The sequence below is a fragment of the Microbacterium sp. HA-8 genome (assembly GCF_046111165.1).
Taxonomy (GTDB): domain Bacteria; phylum Actinomycetota; class Actinomycetes; order Actinomycetales; family Microbacteriaceae; genus Microbacterium.
Genome location: NZ_CP162025.1, coordinates 2,825,527 through 2,842,285 on the forward strand (window position 1 = coordinate 2,825,527; position 16,759 = coordinate 2,842,285).

At 71.0% G+C, this 16,759-nt stretch carries 16 protein-coding genes; 9 read left to right on the forward strand and 7 right to left on the reverse strand.

Annotated features, from left to right (window positions below):
- The first annotated feature begins 39 nt into the window (after window positions 1–39).
- A complete protein-coding gene (locus AB2L57_RS13460; RefSeq protein ID WP_409047326.1) occupies window positions 40–897 on the forward strand; it encodes an ABC transporter permease in 858 nt (285 codons plus the stop codon).
- The gene (locus AB2L57_RS13465; protein WP_409047327.1) at window positions 881–1,624 is read left to right on the forward strand and encodes an ABC transporter ATP-binding protein; all 744 of its coding nucleotides are present in this window, start codon (window positions 881–883) and stop codon (window positions 1,622–1,624) included. Before AB2L57_RS13460 ends, AB2L57_RS13465 begins: the two co-directional genes overlap by 17 nt.
- Before the next feature lie 4 nt (window positions 1,625–1,628).
- On the opposite strand, the gene AB2L57_RS13470 is transcribed toward AB2L57_RS13465, so the two are convergent.
- Window positions 1,629–2,714: a glycosyltransferase gene (locus AB2L57_RS13470; RefSeq protein ID WP_409047328.1), complete on the reverse strand. Its 1,086-nt coding sequence runs from the start codon at window positions 2,712–2,714 to the stop codon at window positions 1,629–1,631.
- Between the two features lie 255 nt (window positions 2,715–2,969).
- Here AB2L57_RS13470 and AB2L57_RS13475 point away from each other — a divergent pair, with 255 nt between their 5' ends.
- The 4 genes from AB2L57_RS13475 (at window position 2,970) to AB2L57_RS13490 (ending at window position 7,316) form a co-directional block, all read left to right on the forward strand.
- On the forward strand, window positions 2,970–3,518 hold the full coding sequence (locus AB2L57_RS13475) for an LPXTG cell wall anchor domain-containing protein (protein WP_409047329.1): 549 nt from the start codon (window positions 2,970–2,972) through the stop codon (window positions 3,516–3,518).
- Between the two features lie 61 nt (window positions 3,519–3,579).
- Window positions 3,580–5,364 (forward strand): DUF4012 domain-containing protein, encoded by a 1,785-nt coding sequence (locus AB2L57_RS13480; protein WP_409047330.1) that lies wholly within the window; start codon window positions 3,580–3,582, stop codon window positions 5,362–5,364.
- 108 nt (window positions 5,365–5,472) lie between these two features.
- On the forward strand, window positions 5,473–6,036 hold the full coding sequence (locus AB2L57_RS13485; protein ID WP_409047331.1) for a hypothetical protein: 564 nt from the start codon (window positions 5,473–5,475) through the stop codon (window positions 6,034–6,036).
- Window positions 6,037–6,170: 134 nt separating this feature from the next.
- The gene (locus AB2L57_RS13490) at window positions 6,171–7,316 is read left to right on the forward strand and encodes a glycosyltransferase (RefSeq protein WP_409047332.1); all 1,146 of its coding nucleotides are present in this window, start codon (window positions 6,171–6,173) and stop codon (window positions 7,314–7,316) included.
- A gap of 55 nt (window positions 7,317–7,371) precedes the next feature.
- On the opposite strand, the gene AB2L57_RS13495 is transcribed toward AB2L57_RS13490, so the two are convergent.
- The 5 genes from AB2L57_RS13495 to AB2L57_RS13515 form a co-directional block, all read right to left on the reverse strand.
- Entirely contained in the window at window positions 7,372–8,805 is a 1,434-nt protein-coding gene (locus AB2L57_RS13495) for an LCP family protein (RefSeq protein WP_409047333.1), read from the reverse strand.
- Window positions 8,802–9,269 carry a 5-(carboxyamino)imidazole ribonucleotide mutase gene (gene purE / locus AB2L57_RS13500; RefSeq protein WP_292813456.1) on the reverse strand — a complete coding sequence of 156 codons (468 nt, stop codon included), beginning with the start codon at window positions 9,267–9,269 and terminating at the stop codon, window positions 8,802–8,804. Before purE ends, AB2L57_RS13495 begins: the two co-directional genes overlap by 4 nt.
- 98 nt (window positions 9,270–9,367) lie before the next feature.
- Entirely contained in the window at window positions 9,368–10,501 is a 1,134-nt protein-coding gene (locus AB2L57_RS13505) for a 5-(carboxyamino)imidazole ribonucleotide synthase (RefSeq protein ID WP_409048630.1), read from the reverse strand.
- A 59-nt stretch (window positions 10,502–10,560) separates the two neighbouring features.
- A complete protein-coding gene (locus AB2L57_RS13510; protein ID WP_409047334.1) occupies window positions 10,561–11,145 on the reverse strand; it encodes a PH domain-containing protein in 585 nt (194 codons plus the stop codon).
- A gap of 54 nt (window positions 11,146–11,199) precedes the next feature.
- On the reverse strand, window positions 11,200–12,003 hold the full coding sequence (locus tag AB2L57_RS13515) for a biotin--[acetyl-CoA-carboxylase] ligase (RefSeq protein ID WP_409047335.1): 804 nt from the start codon (window positions 12,001–12,003) through the stop codon (window positions 11,200–11,202).
- 618 nt (window positions 12,004–12,621) lie between these two features.
- On the opposite strand from AB2L57_RS13515, the gene AB2L57_RS13520 reads away from it, so the two are divergent.
- From AB2L57_RS13520 to AB2L57_RS13530, 3 genes are all read left to right on the forward strand, one after another.
- Entirely contained in the window at window positions 12,622–13,452 is an 831-nt protein-coding gene (locus AB2L57_RS13520) for an endonuclease domain-containing protein (RefSeq protein ID WP_409047336.1), read from the forward strand.
- 249 nt (window positions 13,453–13,701) lie between these two features.
- Window positions 13,702–15,288, forward strand: a complete 1,587-nt coding sequence (locus AB2L57_RS13525) for an acyl-CoA carboxylase subunit beta (RefSeq protein WP_409047337.1) — start codon at window positions 13,702–13,704, stop codon at window positions 15,286–15,288.
- Window positions 15,285–15,512, forward strand: a complete 228-nt coding sequence (locus AB2L57_RS13530) for an acyl-CoA carboxylase subunit epsilon (RefSeq protein ID WP_292813438.1) — start codon at window positions 15,285–15,287, stop codon at window positions 15,510–15,512. Before AB2L57_RS13525 ends, AB2L57_RS13530 begins: the two co-directional genes overlap by 4 nt.
- Before the next feature lie 226 nt (window positions 15,513–15,738).
- Here the strand turns inward: AB2L57_RS13530 and AB2L57_RS13535 are convergent, their stop codons facing one another.
- Window positions 15,739–16,758 (reverse strand): hypothetical protein, encoded by a 1,020-nt coding sequence (locus AB2L57_RS13535; RefSeq protein ID WP_409047338.1) that lies wholly within the window; start codon window positions 16,756–16,758, stop codon window positions 15,739–15,741.
- Window position 16,759 lies beyond the last annotated feature (1 nt).

Here is a 16,759-nt window from a genome sequence, read left to right on the forward strand (position 1 = left end):
CGCTCGCGCCGTCGTGCTCCTATCGAGAGATGACTCTGCATGTCCACACCTAACAGCACGCTGAGTGCCCCCGCGCGCGCCAGCGGGCTTGCCGACGTGTTCCGGCGCCGGTACTTGCTCACTCTTCTCGTCCGCAAGGAAGTGCAGATCCGATATCGCGGATCTCTGCTCGGCTGGCTGTGGTCCTACGTCAAGCCGCTCGTTCAGTTCCTCGTGTTCTTCGTCGCGCTGGGGGTCTTCCTCGGGCTCAACGGACAGATCGACTACTACCCGATCTATCTTCTCGCAGGCATCACCGTCGTGACCTTCTTCAACGAGGCGTTCGCCAACGGCACCCGGTCGCTGGTGGACAATGCTGCGCTGATCAAGAAGATCTATCTGCCGCGCGAGATGTTCCCCGTCTCCAGCATGCTCGTCGCAGCGGTCAACACGCTGCCCCAGATCCTCGTCGTCGTCGTGATCGCCGCCTACTCGGGCTGGCGCCCCTCCGTCCTGCACATCGCAGCGATCCTGCTCGCTCTGCTGATCGTGGCCCTGCTCGCCACCGGCCTGGGACTACTGTTCGGATCGATCAACGTGTCGTTCCGAGATGCTCAGAGCTTCGTCGAGATCATCGTCATGATGGCGGTGTGGGCATCCCCGGTCATGTATCAGTGGTCCATGGTGGCGTCAGAGATGCCGCATTGGGCATTCATCATCTATCGCCTCAATCCGCTCACGCCCGCCGTTGAGCTTTTTCACTACGGAATCTGGATGCCACTCGATCCGGGGGGCGCGGTAGCGCTGCCCAACCTCTGGTTGTTCAGCGGCGCAGCTCTCGTCACTGCGCTCGCGATCACCTTCATCGGACAGCTCGTTTTCCGCCGACTGGAGGGTCGTTTTGCCCAGGACCTCTGACCTCGCCGCAGCCCAAAGCGTCGTCGTCAACGACGTGCACAAGACGTTTCGACTTCGACACACACACTCCATTAAGGAGACGTTTGTTGCGGCTGTGCGCAGAAAGACCCTGACGACGGATTTCAAAGCTCTTTCCGGTGTCTCGATGGACATCAAGGAAGGCGAGTCCGTTGCGCTTCTCGGCTTCAACGGCTCCGGCAAGTCGACAGTTCTCAAGCTCATCTCCGGCGTACTGAGCCCCGACGAGGGGACCGTGCTCACTCGGGGGCGCGTGGCCGGCCTCATCGAGGTCGGGGCCGGCTTCCATCCCGACTTATCGGGGCGCGAGAACATCTTCCTCAACGCGGCGATCCTCGGGATGAGCAAGAAGGAGACGGAAGAGCGTTACGACGACATCGTCGCCTTCAGCGAGATCGAACAGTTCATCGACACCGAGGTGAAGCATTACTCGTCCGGCATGTTTCTCCGCCTGGCGTTCTCCGTCGCGATCCACACCGAGGTCGATATCCTCCTAATCGACGAAATTCTCTCGGTCGGTGACGAGCCATTTCAGAAGAAGTGTCTGGCTCGGATCCGCGACCTGCATTCGGCTGGAAAGACACTTGTTGTGGTAAGCCACGATCTCGACATGGTGTCGTCTTTGTGCGAGCGTGGCATCCTGCTGCGTGACGGAAAGGTGGCGTTCGACGGCGACAGCAAGGAAGCCGTTGCCTTCATGCGCGCCTGAGCTTCTACAGCTCGGCATGCAGCTGCCATACGCGCTGCGCCGTGTCGTCCCACGAGAACGCCTTCGCGCGGTCCAGTGAGAGCACCCGCAGGCGCGTCGCGAGCTCGGCGTCGGCGAGGATCCGGTTGAGGGTCGAGGCGACCGGCTCGATGCCGTCGACCGCGACCAGCTGACCGGCGTCGGCGAGCACCTCGGCGTTCTGCGCCGAGGATGCCGCGACGACGGGCACTCCTGCGGCAAGGGCCTCCAGCATCCGCCACGGGAACGACAGTCCCGCCGACAGATCGACGAACGCCGTGGCCCCGGCGAGCGTCGCGGCGCGCTCGTCGCGCCCGGGAGCCGCCACGCGCACCCGGTGCTCGGGTACGCCCGCCGCGGATGCCACCTCGAGCATCTGTTCGGTCTCGTCGTCCGCCCCGCCGGCGAGGAGTGTCACGGTGGCCTCGGTGATGCCGGCGACGGCATGCAGCGCCGTCTCGAGCTCGTCGGCGCTCGCGCGTGCCGCGTCGATCACGACCTCGGGGTCGCCGCCCGCGCGCGCATCCGGCGCGGGCATCCGGGGCACGGCGCCCGAGATCACGCGCACGCGGCCGCCGAGCTTCGTGCGCTCGGCGAGTTCGCGCGCCATGGCGTGGGTGGGCACGACGACCGCGTCGGCGTGCTTGACGGCGCGCTTGAGCATCGCCCGGTGCCAGGCGACACTCCCCCGCGACAGCCGTTCGGGGTGCGTCCAGGGCTCGAGCGACCACAGGGTCACGACGGTCTGATCATGATCGTGCACCCGATCGTGGCGCACGAGGGGCGCGAGCAGCGTCGGGGAGTGGATCATGCCGCCGCCGATGCCGGGCACGACGCCCATCGAGCAGGCGGCCGCCAGCTGTCCGCGCTTGAGCGGCACGCGATCAACACGGGCAAGCCCCGGGATACTGGAGCCCACATCGCCCGCGTCGGCGGGCACGATCGCCGCCACCTCCGCGCCCTTGGGCGTCGCGGCGACGAGGGCACGGGTCAGCTCGACGCTGGCGGATCGGAGGTCTTCGTCGGTCGCGGCGACCGCCTGGTCGAGCACGACGCGCAGGGTTGCGGTCATCCCTCGAGCCTAACCCGGCGCACCCGCTCGGCACGGGTGACGGGCGGGGTGATCCTGAGGGAATCCTCAGCGAAACCTCGGCCCGCAGCATCCGGTGTCGTCGCAGCGTGTGGCATATAGTGAGGACGTCGGCTGGGGTAGTCGACGACAATCTGGGGAACACGATCGCGGGCCGGGGGGTCCAGATCATCGCACGGCCCAACGGCCACCGGCCTCGCCGTGCGTGCCTCACGTGAGCCTCTTGGGGGAAGCATCATGTGGAAGAAGACGGCAGCAGCATGCGTCATCGCGGGAATCGTGGCGCTCGGGGCGCCCATGGCCGCCTCGGCCGAGACCGCCGATGACGCGGTCGGATACGTCGAGCCGACGGGTGTGGTGGTCAACCCGGTCGCCATCGAACCGTGCCTGACCTCGACGGTCACCTTCGGTGCCCGCTACTGGGCCCCGAGCGAGAGCGTCGCCATCGCGGTCGAGGGGTACCACGCCGCCGACGCGTCGATTCCGGCGTCGGCCACCGCGGCCGCCGACGGCTCCCTCGTGACGACGTTCGTCCCTCCCGCCGACGGCCGTGAGGACTACGGCATCACCTTCACGGCAGCCTCGCGGACGTACACGGCAGTCATCGCCGTGACCGACGGCGTCGACGCCTCGGCCTCGTGCGACCACGATCCCGGCGCCGACCCCGCCGCCCTGGCCTCCACCGGCAGCGACTCCGCGCCGTGGGTCGCCGTCGCCGGCGCGGGAATGCTCGTCGCCGGAGTCGCGGTGATCGCCACCCGCGCCGCCGCGCGCCGCCGCTCCTGAGCGCCTGCTCGCGCTGCCCGCTGGATATGATCCGGTCGAGAAGCCTCGAGGAGGATCCGCGATGACGCACGATCCCGCCGCGCCTGCGCGCCGCGCACGACGATGGTGGATGCTGGGCGCCCTGGCCGCGGTCCTGATCGTCATCGTCGCCGCCGCGGCGTGGGTGGGCGTGCGGGCGCTCGCCGCCCGCGACGCCCTCGAGGCGGCGACCGAGCACGCCCGCGCGCTGCAGGGCGACGCGCTCGGCGGTGACGTCGCGAGCATCGACGCGCACGCCGAGGCGCTCGCCGCCGACGCGGCGGAGGCCGCGCGCCTCACGTCCGACCCGGTCTGGCGAGCGAGCGAGCTGGTGCCCTGGTTCGGGCGCAACCTGGCCGCCGTGCGCGAGGTCACCACGATCGTGGACGACCTCGCGCAGCACGGCATGGCGCCCCTGCTGGACGCCGCGGGCACGATCGACGTCGAAACTCTGGGCGTGCAGGGAGACAGCATCGATGTGGCGCCGCTGCGCGAGGTCGCCCCCGCCCTGGCCGAGGCCGACGCGGTGTTCGCCCGCGCGCAGGCAGACGCCGCCGCGATCGACACCGCCGGCATCCTCCCCCTCATCTCGGACGCGGTGCACGAATTCCGCGACACGCTCACCCCCGCCGCGGCCGCCGTCGACGGCCTGGCGCGGGCGAGCGCGATCCTGCCCGGGATGCTGGGCGCCGACGGCCCCCGCACCTACCTGCTGCTGATGCAGAACAACGCCGAGGTGCGCTCCTCCGGAGGGGTGCCGGGCGCGATGGCGCTCATCCGCGCCGACCAGGGACGCATCACCCTCGAACGGCAGGCGTCCACCGCGGAGTTCCGCCGCAGCGAAGAGCCGATCCAGCCGCTCGCGCCCGAGGTCATCGCCCTGTTCGACCAGCTGCCCGGGCAGTACATCCAGAACTCGGTCATGATCCCCGACTTCCCCGACGCGGCCGCCCTCGCCGCCGCGCACTGGGACCGCAACATCGGCGGCACCCCCGTCGATGGTGTCATCGCCGTCGACACCGTGACGATCGCCGACATCCTCGCCGCGACGGGCACCCTCGACCTCGGACCCTACGAGCTGACCGCCGAGAACGCCCCCGACATCCTGCTGTCGCAGGTGTATCGCGACGTGACGTCGCCGAGCGCTCAGGATGCCGTCTTCGAGGCCGCCGCGAGCGGCATGTTCGCCGCGGTCACCGACGGACGCGCGTCGGCCTCGCAGCTGATGGGAGCCCTCGGTCAGGCCGCCGCCGAGGGCCGCGTGCGGCTGTGGAGCCGCAATCCCGCCGAGCAGGAGGCCCTCGCCGAGACCACCCTCGCCGGCTCCCTACCCGCCGACGACGCGACGACCATCCACACCGGCGTGTTCTTCAACGACACCACCGGCGCGAAGATGAACTACTACTCCGACGCCGAGGTCACCACCGAGCTCACGCGATGCGGCGACGCATCGACCATGTCGGTCACCGTCACCTGGACCAACGGCGCGCCGGCAGACGCGGCCACCGCGCTGCCGGTCTACGTCACAGGCGGCGGGCACGCGGGGGTCGACCCGGGCAGCACACGTACCCGCATCGCCGTCTACGGCCCGGAGGGGTGGCTCGCACGCGCCTCGTCGGTCGACGGCGAGAGCGCCGGAGCCCAGACCGCGCTCGACGACGATCGGCCGGTGATCCAGCACGAGGTGACCCTCGCGCCCGGCGCACAGACCCGCATCGTCGTGGAGTTCATCGGCGAGGCCGGCGACGCGGAATCCGCGCTCGTGACGACGCCCCTGCTGCGCCCGATCGAGGTCGCCGAGAGCACCGAGATCTGCACGCGCGAATGACCCCTCGCGCTTTGCCCGTGCAGGGGCTACAGTGAGACCCGTTCCTTGGGGGAACATCGTCGTCGTGGGGACGACGAATCAGACCGTGATTTTTCTGGGGGAAATCGCATGCTCAAGAAGTCTCTTCTGGTCGGACTCGCCGCAACCATGATCATCATGGGCGGAGCGAGTGCAGCTCACGCCGAATCCGACCTCGGCGATTACACCGAAGACGTCAGCGTCACCGTCTTCCCGACGGTCATCCGGCCGCTCGAGACGTCGACCATCACGTTCTCCGAGGACTACTTCGATCCGAACGAGCTCGTCGGCGTCGTCGTCGACGGCGAGAGCGGCGCGGATGCGGGCCTTGCGGCCATCGCACCGGCGGCCCGCTCCAGCCTCACGACGTCGAAGACCGCCGCGGCCGACGGCAGCATGGTCGCCGTCTTCACCGCCCCGGCCGACGGCGACGGCGTCTACAACGTCTCGTTCAGCGGCTCGCGCGACTACACCGCCGTCATCACGGTCGTGCCCTTCGGCGTCGACGTGCCGAGCGCGGTCTCGGTCAGCGACGGTTCGCTCGCCAACACCGGCGGCGGCATCTCGCCCGTCATGATCTGGGTCGGCATCGGCGCACTCGCCCTCGGCTCCGCCACGGTCGTCGCGACGACCGTGCGTCGTCGCCGGGCCTAGTCCCGCACCTTGTCAGCGGCTCGGAGCCGGCGGCCCCGCTAGGGCGTTCGTCGGCTCCGAGCCGCTGCCCGTCCCGCCCTCAGCAGGACGGGATACGGTGGTGGCAGGCAACTGCGACGCGAACGGGAGAGCGCATGACGGACCTCACTGTCGTCGTGCCGACGCGCAATGAGGCCCCCAGCATCCCGTCGCTCATCACCCGGATCGCGCGCGCCGTCGACGGCATCGACGCCGAGATCCTCTTCGTCGACGACTCCGACGACGGCACCGACGGCCTCATCCGCACGCTCGCAGAGGACGCGCCCCTGCCGATCCGTCTCATCCATCGCACGGACGGCGTCGGCGGCCTCTCGGGCGCCGTCGTCGAGGGGCTGACGGCCGCGCACGCCGACCTCTGCGTGGTCATGGACGGCGACCTCCAGCATCCCCCCGAGACGATCGCCGACCTGCTGCGCGCCCACCGTCGCGGCGACGTCGACGTCGTGGTCGCATCGCGATACGCACAGGGCGGGCAGGCCGACGGCCTCGCCGACGTCGTGCGCTCGGCCGTCTCGCGTGTGACGACGGCGCTCACGCGTGCGATGTTCCCCCTGCGCCTGCGCGAGTGCACCGACCCGATGACCGGGTTCTTCCTGATCGATCGCACCCGCGTGGACCTTGCCGCGCTGCGGCCGCGCGGCTTCAAGATCCTGCTCGAGATCCTCGCGCGCAATCCGCTGCGACTGCGCGAGGTGCCGTTCGACTTCGCCGAGCGGCACGAGGGCTCATCCAAGGCCTCGGTGCGACAGGGCCTGCACTTCGTCACCCAGCTCGCGACGCTACGCTTCGGCAAGATGTCGGGTTTTGCGCTCATCGGCGCGTTCGGCGCCGTCGCCAACCTCGCGATCATGGCAGGTCTCACCCACATCGGCGTGAGCTACGTGTGGGCGGCGATCGCCGCGGCCGAGGCGACGATCATCGGCAACTTTGTGCTGCAGGAGCGCTTCGTCTTCCGCGACATGACCGGCAGCGCGTCGGGCGGGTGGCTGAGGTTTGCGAAGTCATTCACCTTCAACAACGCCGAGGCGCTCATCCGCATCCCGGTGCTCGCGCTGCTCGTCGAGACATGGCACATCTCGAGCGTGCTCGCGGCGGCGATCACCCTCGCGGTGGCCTTCGTCGCGCGCTTCGCGTTCCACTCACTCGTCGTGTACGCGCCGCGCCGCGAGGGCGCGCCATCGCGTCGGCGCCGCATCGCCGAGGAGCTCGACCGGCAGGCCATGCAGCCGGGCGAGCTGTAGCCGCGAGGCCGCGGGGCCGCTGCCGCACGGGGCCGCAGCCGCAGGGCCGCCGCTCTTAGTCGGCGGGGGTGGGCGTCGGCGGGTGCAGCGCCTGCTGCACGAGCTGCTGGATGAACGCGAAGTCCGGCTCCTCCGGGTCGACGCCACCCTCGGGCGTGAGCTCGATCGTGGTGATCGGCAGCTCGCGCGTCTTGAGTGCCAGCTCGGCGAAGTAGGGCAGCATCGACTGCGGCAGATCGGTCTCGACGATGTTCTGACCGGCGGCCGCGACGTCCTGGAACCGGGTCAGCACGTTGGCGGGCGTGAACTGGCGCAGAATCGCCTCCTGCAGCTCGCGCTGGCGCTTCATGCGGTCCCAGTCGCTCGTGGTGTACCGCGACCGCGCGTACCACTGCGCCGTGTCGCCGTCCATCACCTGCGTGCCGGGCTCGATCCACCCGATCGCCCAGTCCTCGGCGGGCTGACCCGGGTAGCTGGGGCCGCCGCCCTCGGGCAGGCGCTGCTCGACGGTGATCTCCACGCCCCCGAGCGCGTCGATCATCGTGGCGAAGCCGTTCATGTCGACAAGCACGAAGTACGGGATGTCGATCCCGAGCAGACCGGCTGCGGCATCCTTCACCGCCTCGATACCGGGCTCCGAGCCCGTGGCGGCGGCGTCGGGGTACAGCGCCTCGCCATCGCGCAGCACGTTCACCTCGGTGAAGATCTCGTTCATCGCGCAGTGCGCGGTGCTGCACTCCGCTCCCCCGTACCCGTTCGGGAACAGGTCGTTCATCGGCCCCTCGGAGAAGGGCACTCCGACCATGTCGCGCGGAATGCCGGTGATCGTCGCAGCACCCGTGTCGGCGTTGATCGACACGACCGAGATGCTGTCGGGCCGCATCGAGTCGCGACCCTCGCCGCTGTCGGCCCCCAGCAGAAGGATGTTGTAGTACCCGTCCGAGGGCGGAACACTCGGTCCACCGACGCCGAAGATCGATCCGATGGTGTCGCGAGCGGTGCCCACCACCGTCGAGGCGTAGGCCGCGCCGCCCGAGAAGACCAGCAGCAGCGCCGTCGCCGCCGCCGTCACTGCGATCCGCGCCCCGGGACGCAGGCGCACGAGCCGGACGAGTCGCAGGGTGTCGACCGTGAGCACGACCCACAGGGCGGCGTAGACGATCAGCACCGCCTGCACGATGAGCAGGGCGAACGGGTTGGTCACGATCGTGAACACGACGCTGCGCCACACCAGCGCCGCGACGGCCGCGAGGAGGACGAGGGTCCACATGGTCAGCGTCGCGACGAGGCCGAGGCGGCCGAGACGTCGGCCGCCCGCGAGCACCTGCGCGGAGCCCGGCACGAGCACGTTCATGCCGACCAGCCACCACGCCCTCCGGCGCATCGCATCGGGCGAGCGCGAGTCCGGGTAGCGCAGCGGCAGCTGGTTGACGACGGGCGGTGCAGAGTATGCGGCGCGCGGGCGCGCGGTGGCGGATGCTGTCGTCACAGCGCGTCCTTCAGCCGCCGGTTCTTCTCCTCGACCTGCGCCTCCAGCTCGCGCGCATAGGCCTCGAGGCGGTCGGCGATCGCGGGGTCGCCGGAACCGAGGATGCGCGCCGCGAGCAGGCCGGCGTTCTTCGCCCCGCCGATCGAGACGGTCGCGACGGGGATCCCCGCGGGCATCTGCACGATCGAGAGCAGCGAGTCCATGCCGTCGAGGGTCGCGAGCGGCACCGGCACGCCGATGACGGGCAGGGGCGTGATCGAGGCGAGCATGCCGGGCAGGTGGGCGGCTCCCCCGGCCCCCGCGATGATCACCCGAAGACCGCGCGCACGGGCCTCACGCCCGTAGCGGTGCAGCTTGTCGGGGGTGCGGTGGGCCGAGACGACCTCGACCTCGTGGGGGATCAGGAAGTCCGACAGCGCCTGCGAGGCGTCGCTCATGACGCGCCAGTCGGAGTCGGAGCCCATGACGACGCCGACCAGGGGCGCGTCGGACGAATGCAGCGGCCGGGTCACCGGTCCAGGGTAGGGCCCGCAGCTTGGAGAAAGCCGGTGCGGCGCGCGACTCAGGCGAAGTGGGCGGCGACGGCGCGCGCGTCGTAGCAGACGTCGTCGAGGTCGACACCCGTCGCCGTGACGTGCCCGACCTTGCGCCCGGGCCTCGGGTCCTTGCCGTAGGTGTGCACCTTGACGCCGGTGTGCGCGGCGAGCGCGGCCGGCATGCGCTGCGCAAGTCCCCCCTCGGCGGGCCCGCCGAGGATGTTGACCATCACAGCCCAGGGCTGACGTGTCGCGGTCGCGCCCAGGGGCAGATCGAGCACCGCCCGCAGGTGCTGCTCGAACTGGCTCGTGATCGACCCGTCCTGCGACCAGTGGCCGCTGTTGTGCGGACGCATGGCCAACTCGTTGACGAGCACGCGGTCATCGTCGGTCTCGAACAGCTCGACCGCCAGCATCCCGGTCACGCCCAGACCCTCGGCGATGCCCTCGCCGATCTCGCGGGCGACCTCGGCCAGGCGCGCCGCCGCGTGCGGCGCGGGCGCGATGACCTCGGCGCACACGCCGTCACGCTGCACGGTCTCGACCACCGGGTAGGCGAGCATCTCACCCGACGGGGTGCGCGCGATCTGCTGCGCGAGCTCGCGACGGAACGAGACCAGCTCTTCGACAAGCAGGTCACCGCCGCGGGCGTCCTCGGCGAGGGTGGCGAACCAGTCGGCCGCCTCCTCGGCGTGCGAGATGACGCGCACACCCTTGCCGTCGTACCCGCCGCGCGGGGTCTTCACGACGGCGCGGCCGTTGTGGTCGTCGAGAAAGCCCTGCAGCTGCGCAACGTCCGACACGGCCGCCCAGTCGGGCTGCGGGATGCCGAGCTCGGCCAGGCGCGAGCGCATGACGAGCTTGTCCTGCGCGTACTGCAGCGCGTCGGGACCGGGATGCACGGCGACACCGGCCTCGATGAGGGCGCGAAGAACGGGCTGCGGCACGTGTTCGTGGTCGAAGGTGATGACGTCCACGTCTCTCGCGAAGGCGAGCACGGTGTCGGCGTCGCGATAATCGCCGACCGCCGATGCGGCGATGGCCGCCGACATCCCCTCGCCCTCGGCGAGCACACGGATGTCGATTCCGAGCTCGACCGCCGGCGCGATCATCATGCGGGCCAGCTGCCCGCCCCCGATCACTCCCACGCGCAACGACATGGTGCTCCCTTCGCCGTCATCCATCTTGACATCCGTGCGACGCCCGCACGGGCCGTGTTCTAGAGGCTTGGTGCCGGTGGGCGCGGCGGGATCATGCCCTCGGGCAGGGAGCTCGTGCCCTGCGCATCGCGATGAGCCAGGATCTGGCTGACCTCGACCTGGTCGCCGAGGACCTCCTGCACCAGGACGACATCGGGGATGTCGTGCAGCCGCAGCGGCTGGTCGATGCCGTTGGTCAGGGTGATGGTGCCCGCGCCCCAGAGCCGCTGGAGGGGGCCGCGGCGCACGGCGATCGAGTAGCCGCGGGCGTGCGTGTACTCCCGGGCCTCGCGCGCGAACACGCCTGAACGCGCGATGACCCGGCGCGTCGTGATCGTGTAGATGCGGCTCGCCCAGCGGATCCAGGGCACGACCACGAGCAGCAGCACGACCAGTCCGGCGGCGCTCCACAGCATCCAGTCCTCGAACGGCGCGGGAAGGTTGCCGGTGAACCAGCCCGTCGCACCCGCCACGGCGATCAGGACAAGACCGCTCCAGCCCAGGCGCCGCGCGGAGCCGCGCGAGCGGGCGACGAGCCGCTCCGGCGCGGCGACGCCCGGCGGCGGCGCCGCGAGGCGGTTGCCGTAGGCGGTCGGCTGGGTCATGCGCCCATTCTGCCGCGCGGGCGATGCCGTACGGGGCATCCCACGCGGGCGGGCTCAGCCGCCGAACGGGCGCACGTGCACGACGTCGCCGGCGACGACGGATGCCTCACCCGTCGCCGAGCGCACCACCAGCTCGCCCGTGGGCCCGAGCCGCACCGCTTCACCGACGAGTTCGCCGTCGCCGGGCAGCAGCACCCGCACACTCTGACCGAGGGTCGCGCAGAGGGCCTCGATCTCGCCGTGGACACCGGCGCGCACGGCGTCCCCCCGTTCGCCGACGAGGGCCGAGCAGAGCTCGTCGAGCGCACGCAGATAGTCATCGAGCAGGTCGTCGACGCGGCAGAGCGCGCCCAGGGCCGCGAACGAGGTGGCGGTCGAGACCGGCAGGGTGGCGGCATCCATCGTCGTGTTCACCCCGGCGCCCACGACGACGACCCCGTCGACGCCGGCCACGGTCTCGGCGAGGATGCCGCAGATCTTGCGCCCGTCGACCAGCACGTCGTTGGGCCACTTCACCCGCACCGAGTGCGCCGCACCCAGCTGCGCGGCGACCGCGCGCGCCATCGCCGCGCCGGCCAGCAGGGGGATCCAGCCGCGCGACGCGGCGGGCAGCGCGCGCACGTCGACGACGGTCGACGCGGCGATCGCGGTGCCCGCCGGAGCGATCCAGTCGCGACCGAGGCGGCCACGACCCGCCAACTGCTCGTCGGTGACCCAGAGCGAGAGGTGCGGCCACGCGGCCGCGTCGGCGGTGAGCGCGGCGACGAGGTCGGTGTTGGTCGACCCCGTCCGGGCGACGATCTGCAGGCGGGGCGCGCGGCGTGCGGTGCGCGCGAGATCCTCGGCGGCCAGGGTCATGGCCCCCACCCTACGCGCGGGCGCGGTGCGCTGTCCCGGGTGCGGGCCCGGGCCGCGGCGCTGTCCCAGGCGCGGTCCCGGGCCGCGGCGCTGTCCCGCGCGCGGCGCCGCACGAGGGCTTCGGCCCCGCACGAGGACTTTCGGCGCGCGCGAGCCCTCGCGCGGCGCGGATCTCCTCCTCTCGCGCGCTGTCCCGGGTGCTGTCCCGGGCTCGGTCCCGGGCTCGGTCCCGGGCCGCGTCGCTGTCCCGCTCGCGGTCCCGGGCCGCGGGGCTGTCCCGCGCGCGGCGCCGCACGAGGACTTCGGCCCCGCACGAGGACTCTCAGCGCCCGCGAGCGCTCGCGCGGTGCGAATCTCCTCCCGTCGCGCGATGTCCCAGGCTCGGGCCCGGGCCGCGGGGCTGTCCCGCGCGCGGCGCCGCACGAGGACTTCGGCCCCGCACGAGGACTTTCGGCGCGCGCGAGCCCTCGCGCGGCGCGAATCTCCTCCCGTCGCGCGACGCCGATCTCCTCCCCTCGCGCGCGACGCGGCTCCTCCCCACCCGAGCTCTCGCCGCCGCACGCCCCAGATGAGACCGTGCGGGCGCATGCTTCGCACGCCAGCCACGACGATGGGCGGATGTCGCTCCCCGCATTCCTGAGAGCCCGCGGCGGCTGGGCCCACCGCGTGCACGCCGCCGACGCGGGTTGGACGCGCCATCGCATCGCGAAGGAGGTGGCGAGCGGGTCCGTCGCCGTGACCGCACGGTTCTGGCTGCACCTGCCGACGCTTGCGCCCGACCTGGTGCAGGCGATGCGTCTGGGCGGCCGCGTGACATGCGTCTCGGCTCTGCAGACGCTCGGCCTGTGGGTTCCGCATCGCGCGTCCGGGCAGCACCTCGCCGTTCACCCGCACAGCGGGCGCTCGGCGCCCGGCACGATTCTGCACCGGCATGTGGGTCCCGTGACGCCTCCGCCGCACTCGCTGATCGATCCCGTCGAGAACGTGCTCGCCCGCGTCGCGACCTGCCTGGCTCGTGCAGATGCGCGCGCGATCTGGGATTCGGCACTCAATCGCAAGGTCGTCACGACTGCCCACCTGCGCGCGGTCGCGTGGACCTCGAGCGTGGCCCGAGGGCTGGCGATGACAGCATCCGGAGCCCCCGATTCGGGGCTCGAGAGCCTCACGATCCACCGACTGGCGCTGCGCGGAGTCCTCGCGCTGCCGCAGGTGTCGATCCTGGGCCATCCCGTCGACCTGCTGATCGGGCGCAGCCTCGTCGTGCAGCTCGACGGCCTCGCCTTCCATCAGGCGGCAGATCGACGGCGCGACAATGCCCACGACCGGGCCCTGCGCCTCGCCGGATACACCGTGCTGCGCTATGACTACGTCGAGATACACGAGGAGTGGCCGCGGGTCGAGGCCGAGATCATGCGGGCGATGGCGCAGCGGTTGCACCTCGCCAGATGAGGACTGCAGCGCGACACGAGGTGTCCTTGCCCCGAAAAGTCCTCGCGCGGCGCCGAACTCCTCGCGTGGCGCGGCAGCAGCGCCCGGCGCGGCGGCAGGGCGCGGCGCGGCGGCAACGCCCGGCGCGGCGGTGGTAGCCGCCCGGCGCGGCGGCACCCGCGCGCGGCGCGGATCAACAGCGATGGATGCTGCGACTTGTGCGCGTCCTCCAACCACGCGGCGCGGGGGGCCACGGATAGAGTGAAACGCGTGACTGACCAGCCCGACCTGTCCACCGCCGGCAAGATCGCGGATCTGCGCGCCCGCTACGACGAGGCCGTCGTCGCCGCCGAGCGCACGGCACGCGAGAAGCAGCACGCGAAGGGCAAGCTGACCGCCCGCGAACGGATCGACCTGCTCGTCGACAAGGGCAGCTTCGTCGAGATCGACGAGTACGTCCGCCACCGAACGACCGCCTTCGGGATGGATCGCTCGCGTCCCTACGGCGACTCCGTCGTCACCGGCACCGGCACGATCCACGGCCGCACCGTGGCCGTCTACGCGCAGGACTTCTCCACGTTCGGAGGCTCGCTCGGCGAGGTCGCGGGTGACAAGATCATCAAGATCATGGAGTTCGCCCTGCGCGGCGGCATGCCGGTGATCGGCATCCTCGACTCGGGAGGCGCCCGCATCCAGGAGGGGGTGGTCGCCCTCGGCAAGTACGGCGAGATCTTCCGCCTCAACACGGCCGCATCCGGTGTGATCCCGCAGATCTCGCTCATCATGGGCCCGGCCGCCGGCGGCGCGGTCTACTCCCCCGCCCTGACCGACTTCGTCGTGATGGTCGACAAGACCAGCCAGATGTTCGTCACCGGCCCCGACGTCATCAAGACCGTCACCGGCGAGGACGTCGGCATGGACGAGCTCGGCGGCGCGCACACCCACAACACCCGGTCGGGCGTGGCGCACTACCTCGCCGAGGACGAAGACGACGCGATCGACTACGTCCGCACCCTGCTCGGCTTCCTCCCCGACAACAACATGGCCGAGCTGCCCGCCTACGAGAGCGGCTTCGAGTTCGAGACGACCGACTCCGATCGTGTGCTCAACACGGTCATCCCCGACTCCCCCAACCAGCCCTATGACATCCACCAGGTCATCAGCCGGCTCGTCGACGACGGCGATTTCATCGAGGTGCAGCCGCTGTTCGCGCCCAACATCGTCATCGGCTTCGGCCGCATCGAGGGCCGCTCGGTGGGCATCATCGCCAACCAGCCCTCGCAGATGGCGGGCACGCTCAACATCGACGCCGGCGAGAAGGCGAGCCGCTTCGTGCGGTTCTGCGACGCGTTCTCCATCCCGATCCTGACGCTCGTCGACGTGCCGGGATACCTGCCCGGCACCGACCAGGAATGGACGGGTGTCATCCGGCGCGGCGCGAAGCTGCTCTACGCCTACGCCGAGGCCACCGTGCCGCTCGTGACCGTGATCCTGCGCAAGGCCTACGGCGGCGCCTACATCGTCATGGGCTCCAAGCAGCTGGGCGCCGACGTCAACCTCGCCTGGCCGACCGCCGAGATCGCCGTGATGGGCGGGCAGGGCGCCGTCAACATCCTCTACCGGGGCGAGATCAAGCGCGCCGAAGAGGCGGGCGAGGATGTCGCGGCCGTACGCACGCGTCTCGCCAACGAATACACCTACAACGTCGCATCGCCCTTCCTCGCAGCCGAGCGCGGGGAGCTGGACGGGATCATCGAGCCCGCGGCCACCCGCGTCGCCGTGGCCAAGGCCCTGCGGGCGCTGCGCAACAAGCGCGCGAGCCTGCCGCCCAAGAAGCACGGGAACATCCCGCTGTGAGCACTCCCGAGCACGGCGAGCGCGTCTCGGTGGACGTGCTGCGCGGCACACCGACCGAGGAGGAGCTCGCGGCGCTCATGGCGGTCGTCTCCGAAGCGTACGCGGGCGAGAGCGATGCCGCGGTCGCGGACGATCGGCCGGAGCGCTCGGCGTGGGCCCGCAGCGCACGGGGACTGCGCGCCCCGCTCGACCGCGGCGCCGTGTGGGGTCGCTTCGGGGGCTGAGGCTGCCGCATCCCGCCGTCGTCGCTGTCCCCCGAAGTACCTACAGACGGCCGCGGACGCCCCGTCGCATACTGGTATGGCGTGACACACTCATGCGTCAGGCCGCGCCACCCGTTCCGGGTCAGCGGCCATCCGCGGGAAGGTTTTCGGGTAACCGACCCGCTCACGGGGAGGGGCCAGGCTGCATCGCCGCCCCTCCCCGTTCTCACGTCCGCGGCGGCGCGCGTCAGCGACCCGGATGCCGGATCTCGCGCCAGAGGTCGACGGATTCCTCGCCGGTGTCCTCGACGACGAAGCGTCCGACGACCGTGACCGCCACCCGTTCGTCGGGCGAGGTGCGGATGATGATGCGGTTGGACGTCGAGCCGTTGAGCGCCTCGGCGAGCTCGGCCCGGATGATGGCGACATTGGCCTCGGGGATGCCCTCGAGTCCGCCCTCGTCGAAGACGCTGACCTGAGCACCGCGGCGCCGCGCGGCATCGATCGCCGCGCGCACGTCGTCGTCGAGCAGTCGCGGTCCGCGCAGCTCGTCGCGCAGTCTCGCCTCGGCGATGCCCGCCTCGCGGCGCTCCTCATCGGTCAGCGCGCCGTGCATGGCGATGACGCGCGCGAGGATGGGCCCACCGACGGCGAGCGCCCGCTGCAGCTGCACGCGCCGCTCGCGCTCGCGACCCTCCTGGGCCGCCTCCCACGCCGAGGTGACAGACTGCAGCTCGACCAGCTGATCCGCGTCGCGCTCGGCGCGGTCGATGAGCACGACCAGCAGATGTGCGATGCCGACCCACACGATCGAGCCCACGAGCCCCTGGCCGAAAGCCTCGAGCGGGCCGAGCCACACCATCGCGCCGATCGAGAGGAGAGCGGTGCCGATCCACGCGAGCCAGGTGCGTCGGCGCACCATGACGACGACCGCGAGGGCGCCGAGCCCGCCGACGTACCACGTGCCGTAGGTGGCGGTGCGGGTGGTCGGATCGGCGACGGCGAGACCCGTCATCGTGGGGATGGTCGCGGCGACGACGAGCATGGATGCTGCAGCCCACGTCGGCATGGGTTCGCTCTGACGCTCACCTGTGGACCCCTGCGGAGGCACCGCGAAGATGCAGATCAGCGTGGCCGCGATGTACAGGGCGAGTGCGGCGATGAGCAGCCACGGCATGGTGGGCGGCGTCGTCCACAGGATGCCGCGCGCTGCCTGATAGGCCGCGAACGCGAGGGCGAGAGCGGAGAGGACGGCGCGGACGGTCATC

What these genes read in the sequence shown, in the direction of transcription:
- AB2L57_RS13460 (WP_409047326.1), top strand. Translation starts at nt 40, where the DNA reads ATGTCCACACCTAACAGCACGCTGAGTGCCCCCGCGCGCGCCAGCGGG.
- AB2L57_RS13470 (WP_409047328.1), bottom strand. Translation starts at nt 2,714, where the DNA reads ATGACCGCAACCCTGCGCGTCGTGCTCGACCAGGCGGTCGCCGCGACC.
- AB2L57_RS13475 (WP_409047329.1), top strand. Translation starts at nt 2,970, where the DNA reads ATGTGGAAGAAGACGGCAGCAGCATGCGTCATCGCGGGAATCGTGGCG.
- AB2L57_RS13480 (WP_409047330.1), top strand. Translation starts at nt 3,580, where the DNA reads ATGACGCACGATCCCGCCGCGCCTGCGCGCCGCGCACGACGATGGTGG.
- AB2L57_RS13485 (WP_409047331.1), top strand. Translation starts at nt 5,473, where the DNA reads ATGCTCAAGAAGTCTCTTCTGGTCGGACTCGCCGCAACCATGATCATC.
- AB2L57_RS13490 (WP_409047332.1), top strand. Translation starts at nt 6,171, where the DNA reads ATGACGGACCTCACTGTCGTCGTGCCGACGCGCAATGAGGCCCCCAGC.
- purE (WP_292813456.1), bottom strand. Translation starts at nt 9,269, where the DNA reads ATGGGCTCCGACTCCGACTGGCGCGTCATGAGCGACGCCTCGCAGGCG.
- AB2L57_RS13505 (WP_409048630.1), bottom strand. Translation starts at nt 10,501, where the DNA reads ATGTCGTTGCGCGTGGGAGTGATCGGGGGCGGGCAGCTGGCCCGCATG.
- AB2L57_RS13510 (WP_409047334.1), bottom strand. Translation starts at nt 11,145, where the DNA reads ATGACCCAGCCGACCGCCTACGGCAACCGCCTCGCGGCGCCGCCGCCG.
- AB2L57_RS13515 (WP_409047335.1), bottom strand. Translation starts at nt 12,003, where the DNA reads ATGACCCTGGCCGCCGAGGATCTCGCGCGCACCGCACGCCGCGCGCCC.
- AB2L57_RS13520 (WP_409047336.1), top strand. Translation starts at nt 12,622, where the DNA reads ATGTCGCTCCCCGCATTCCTGAGAGCCCGCGGCGGCTGGGCCCACCGC.
- AB2L57_RS13535 (WP_409047338.1), bottom strand. Translation starts at nt 16,758, where the DNA reads ATGACCGTCCGCGCCGTCCTCTCCGCTCTCGCCCTCGCGTTCGCGGCC.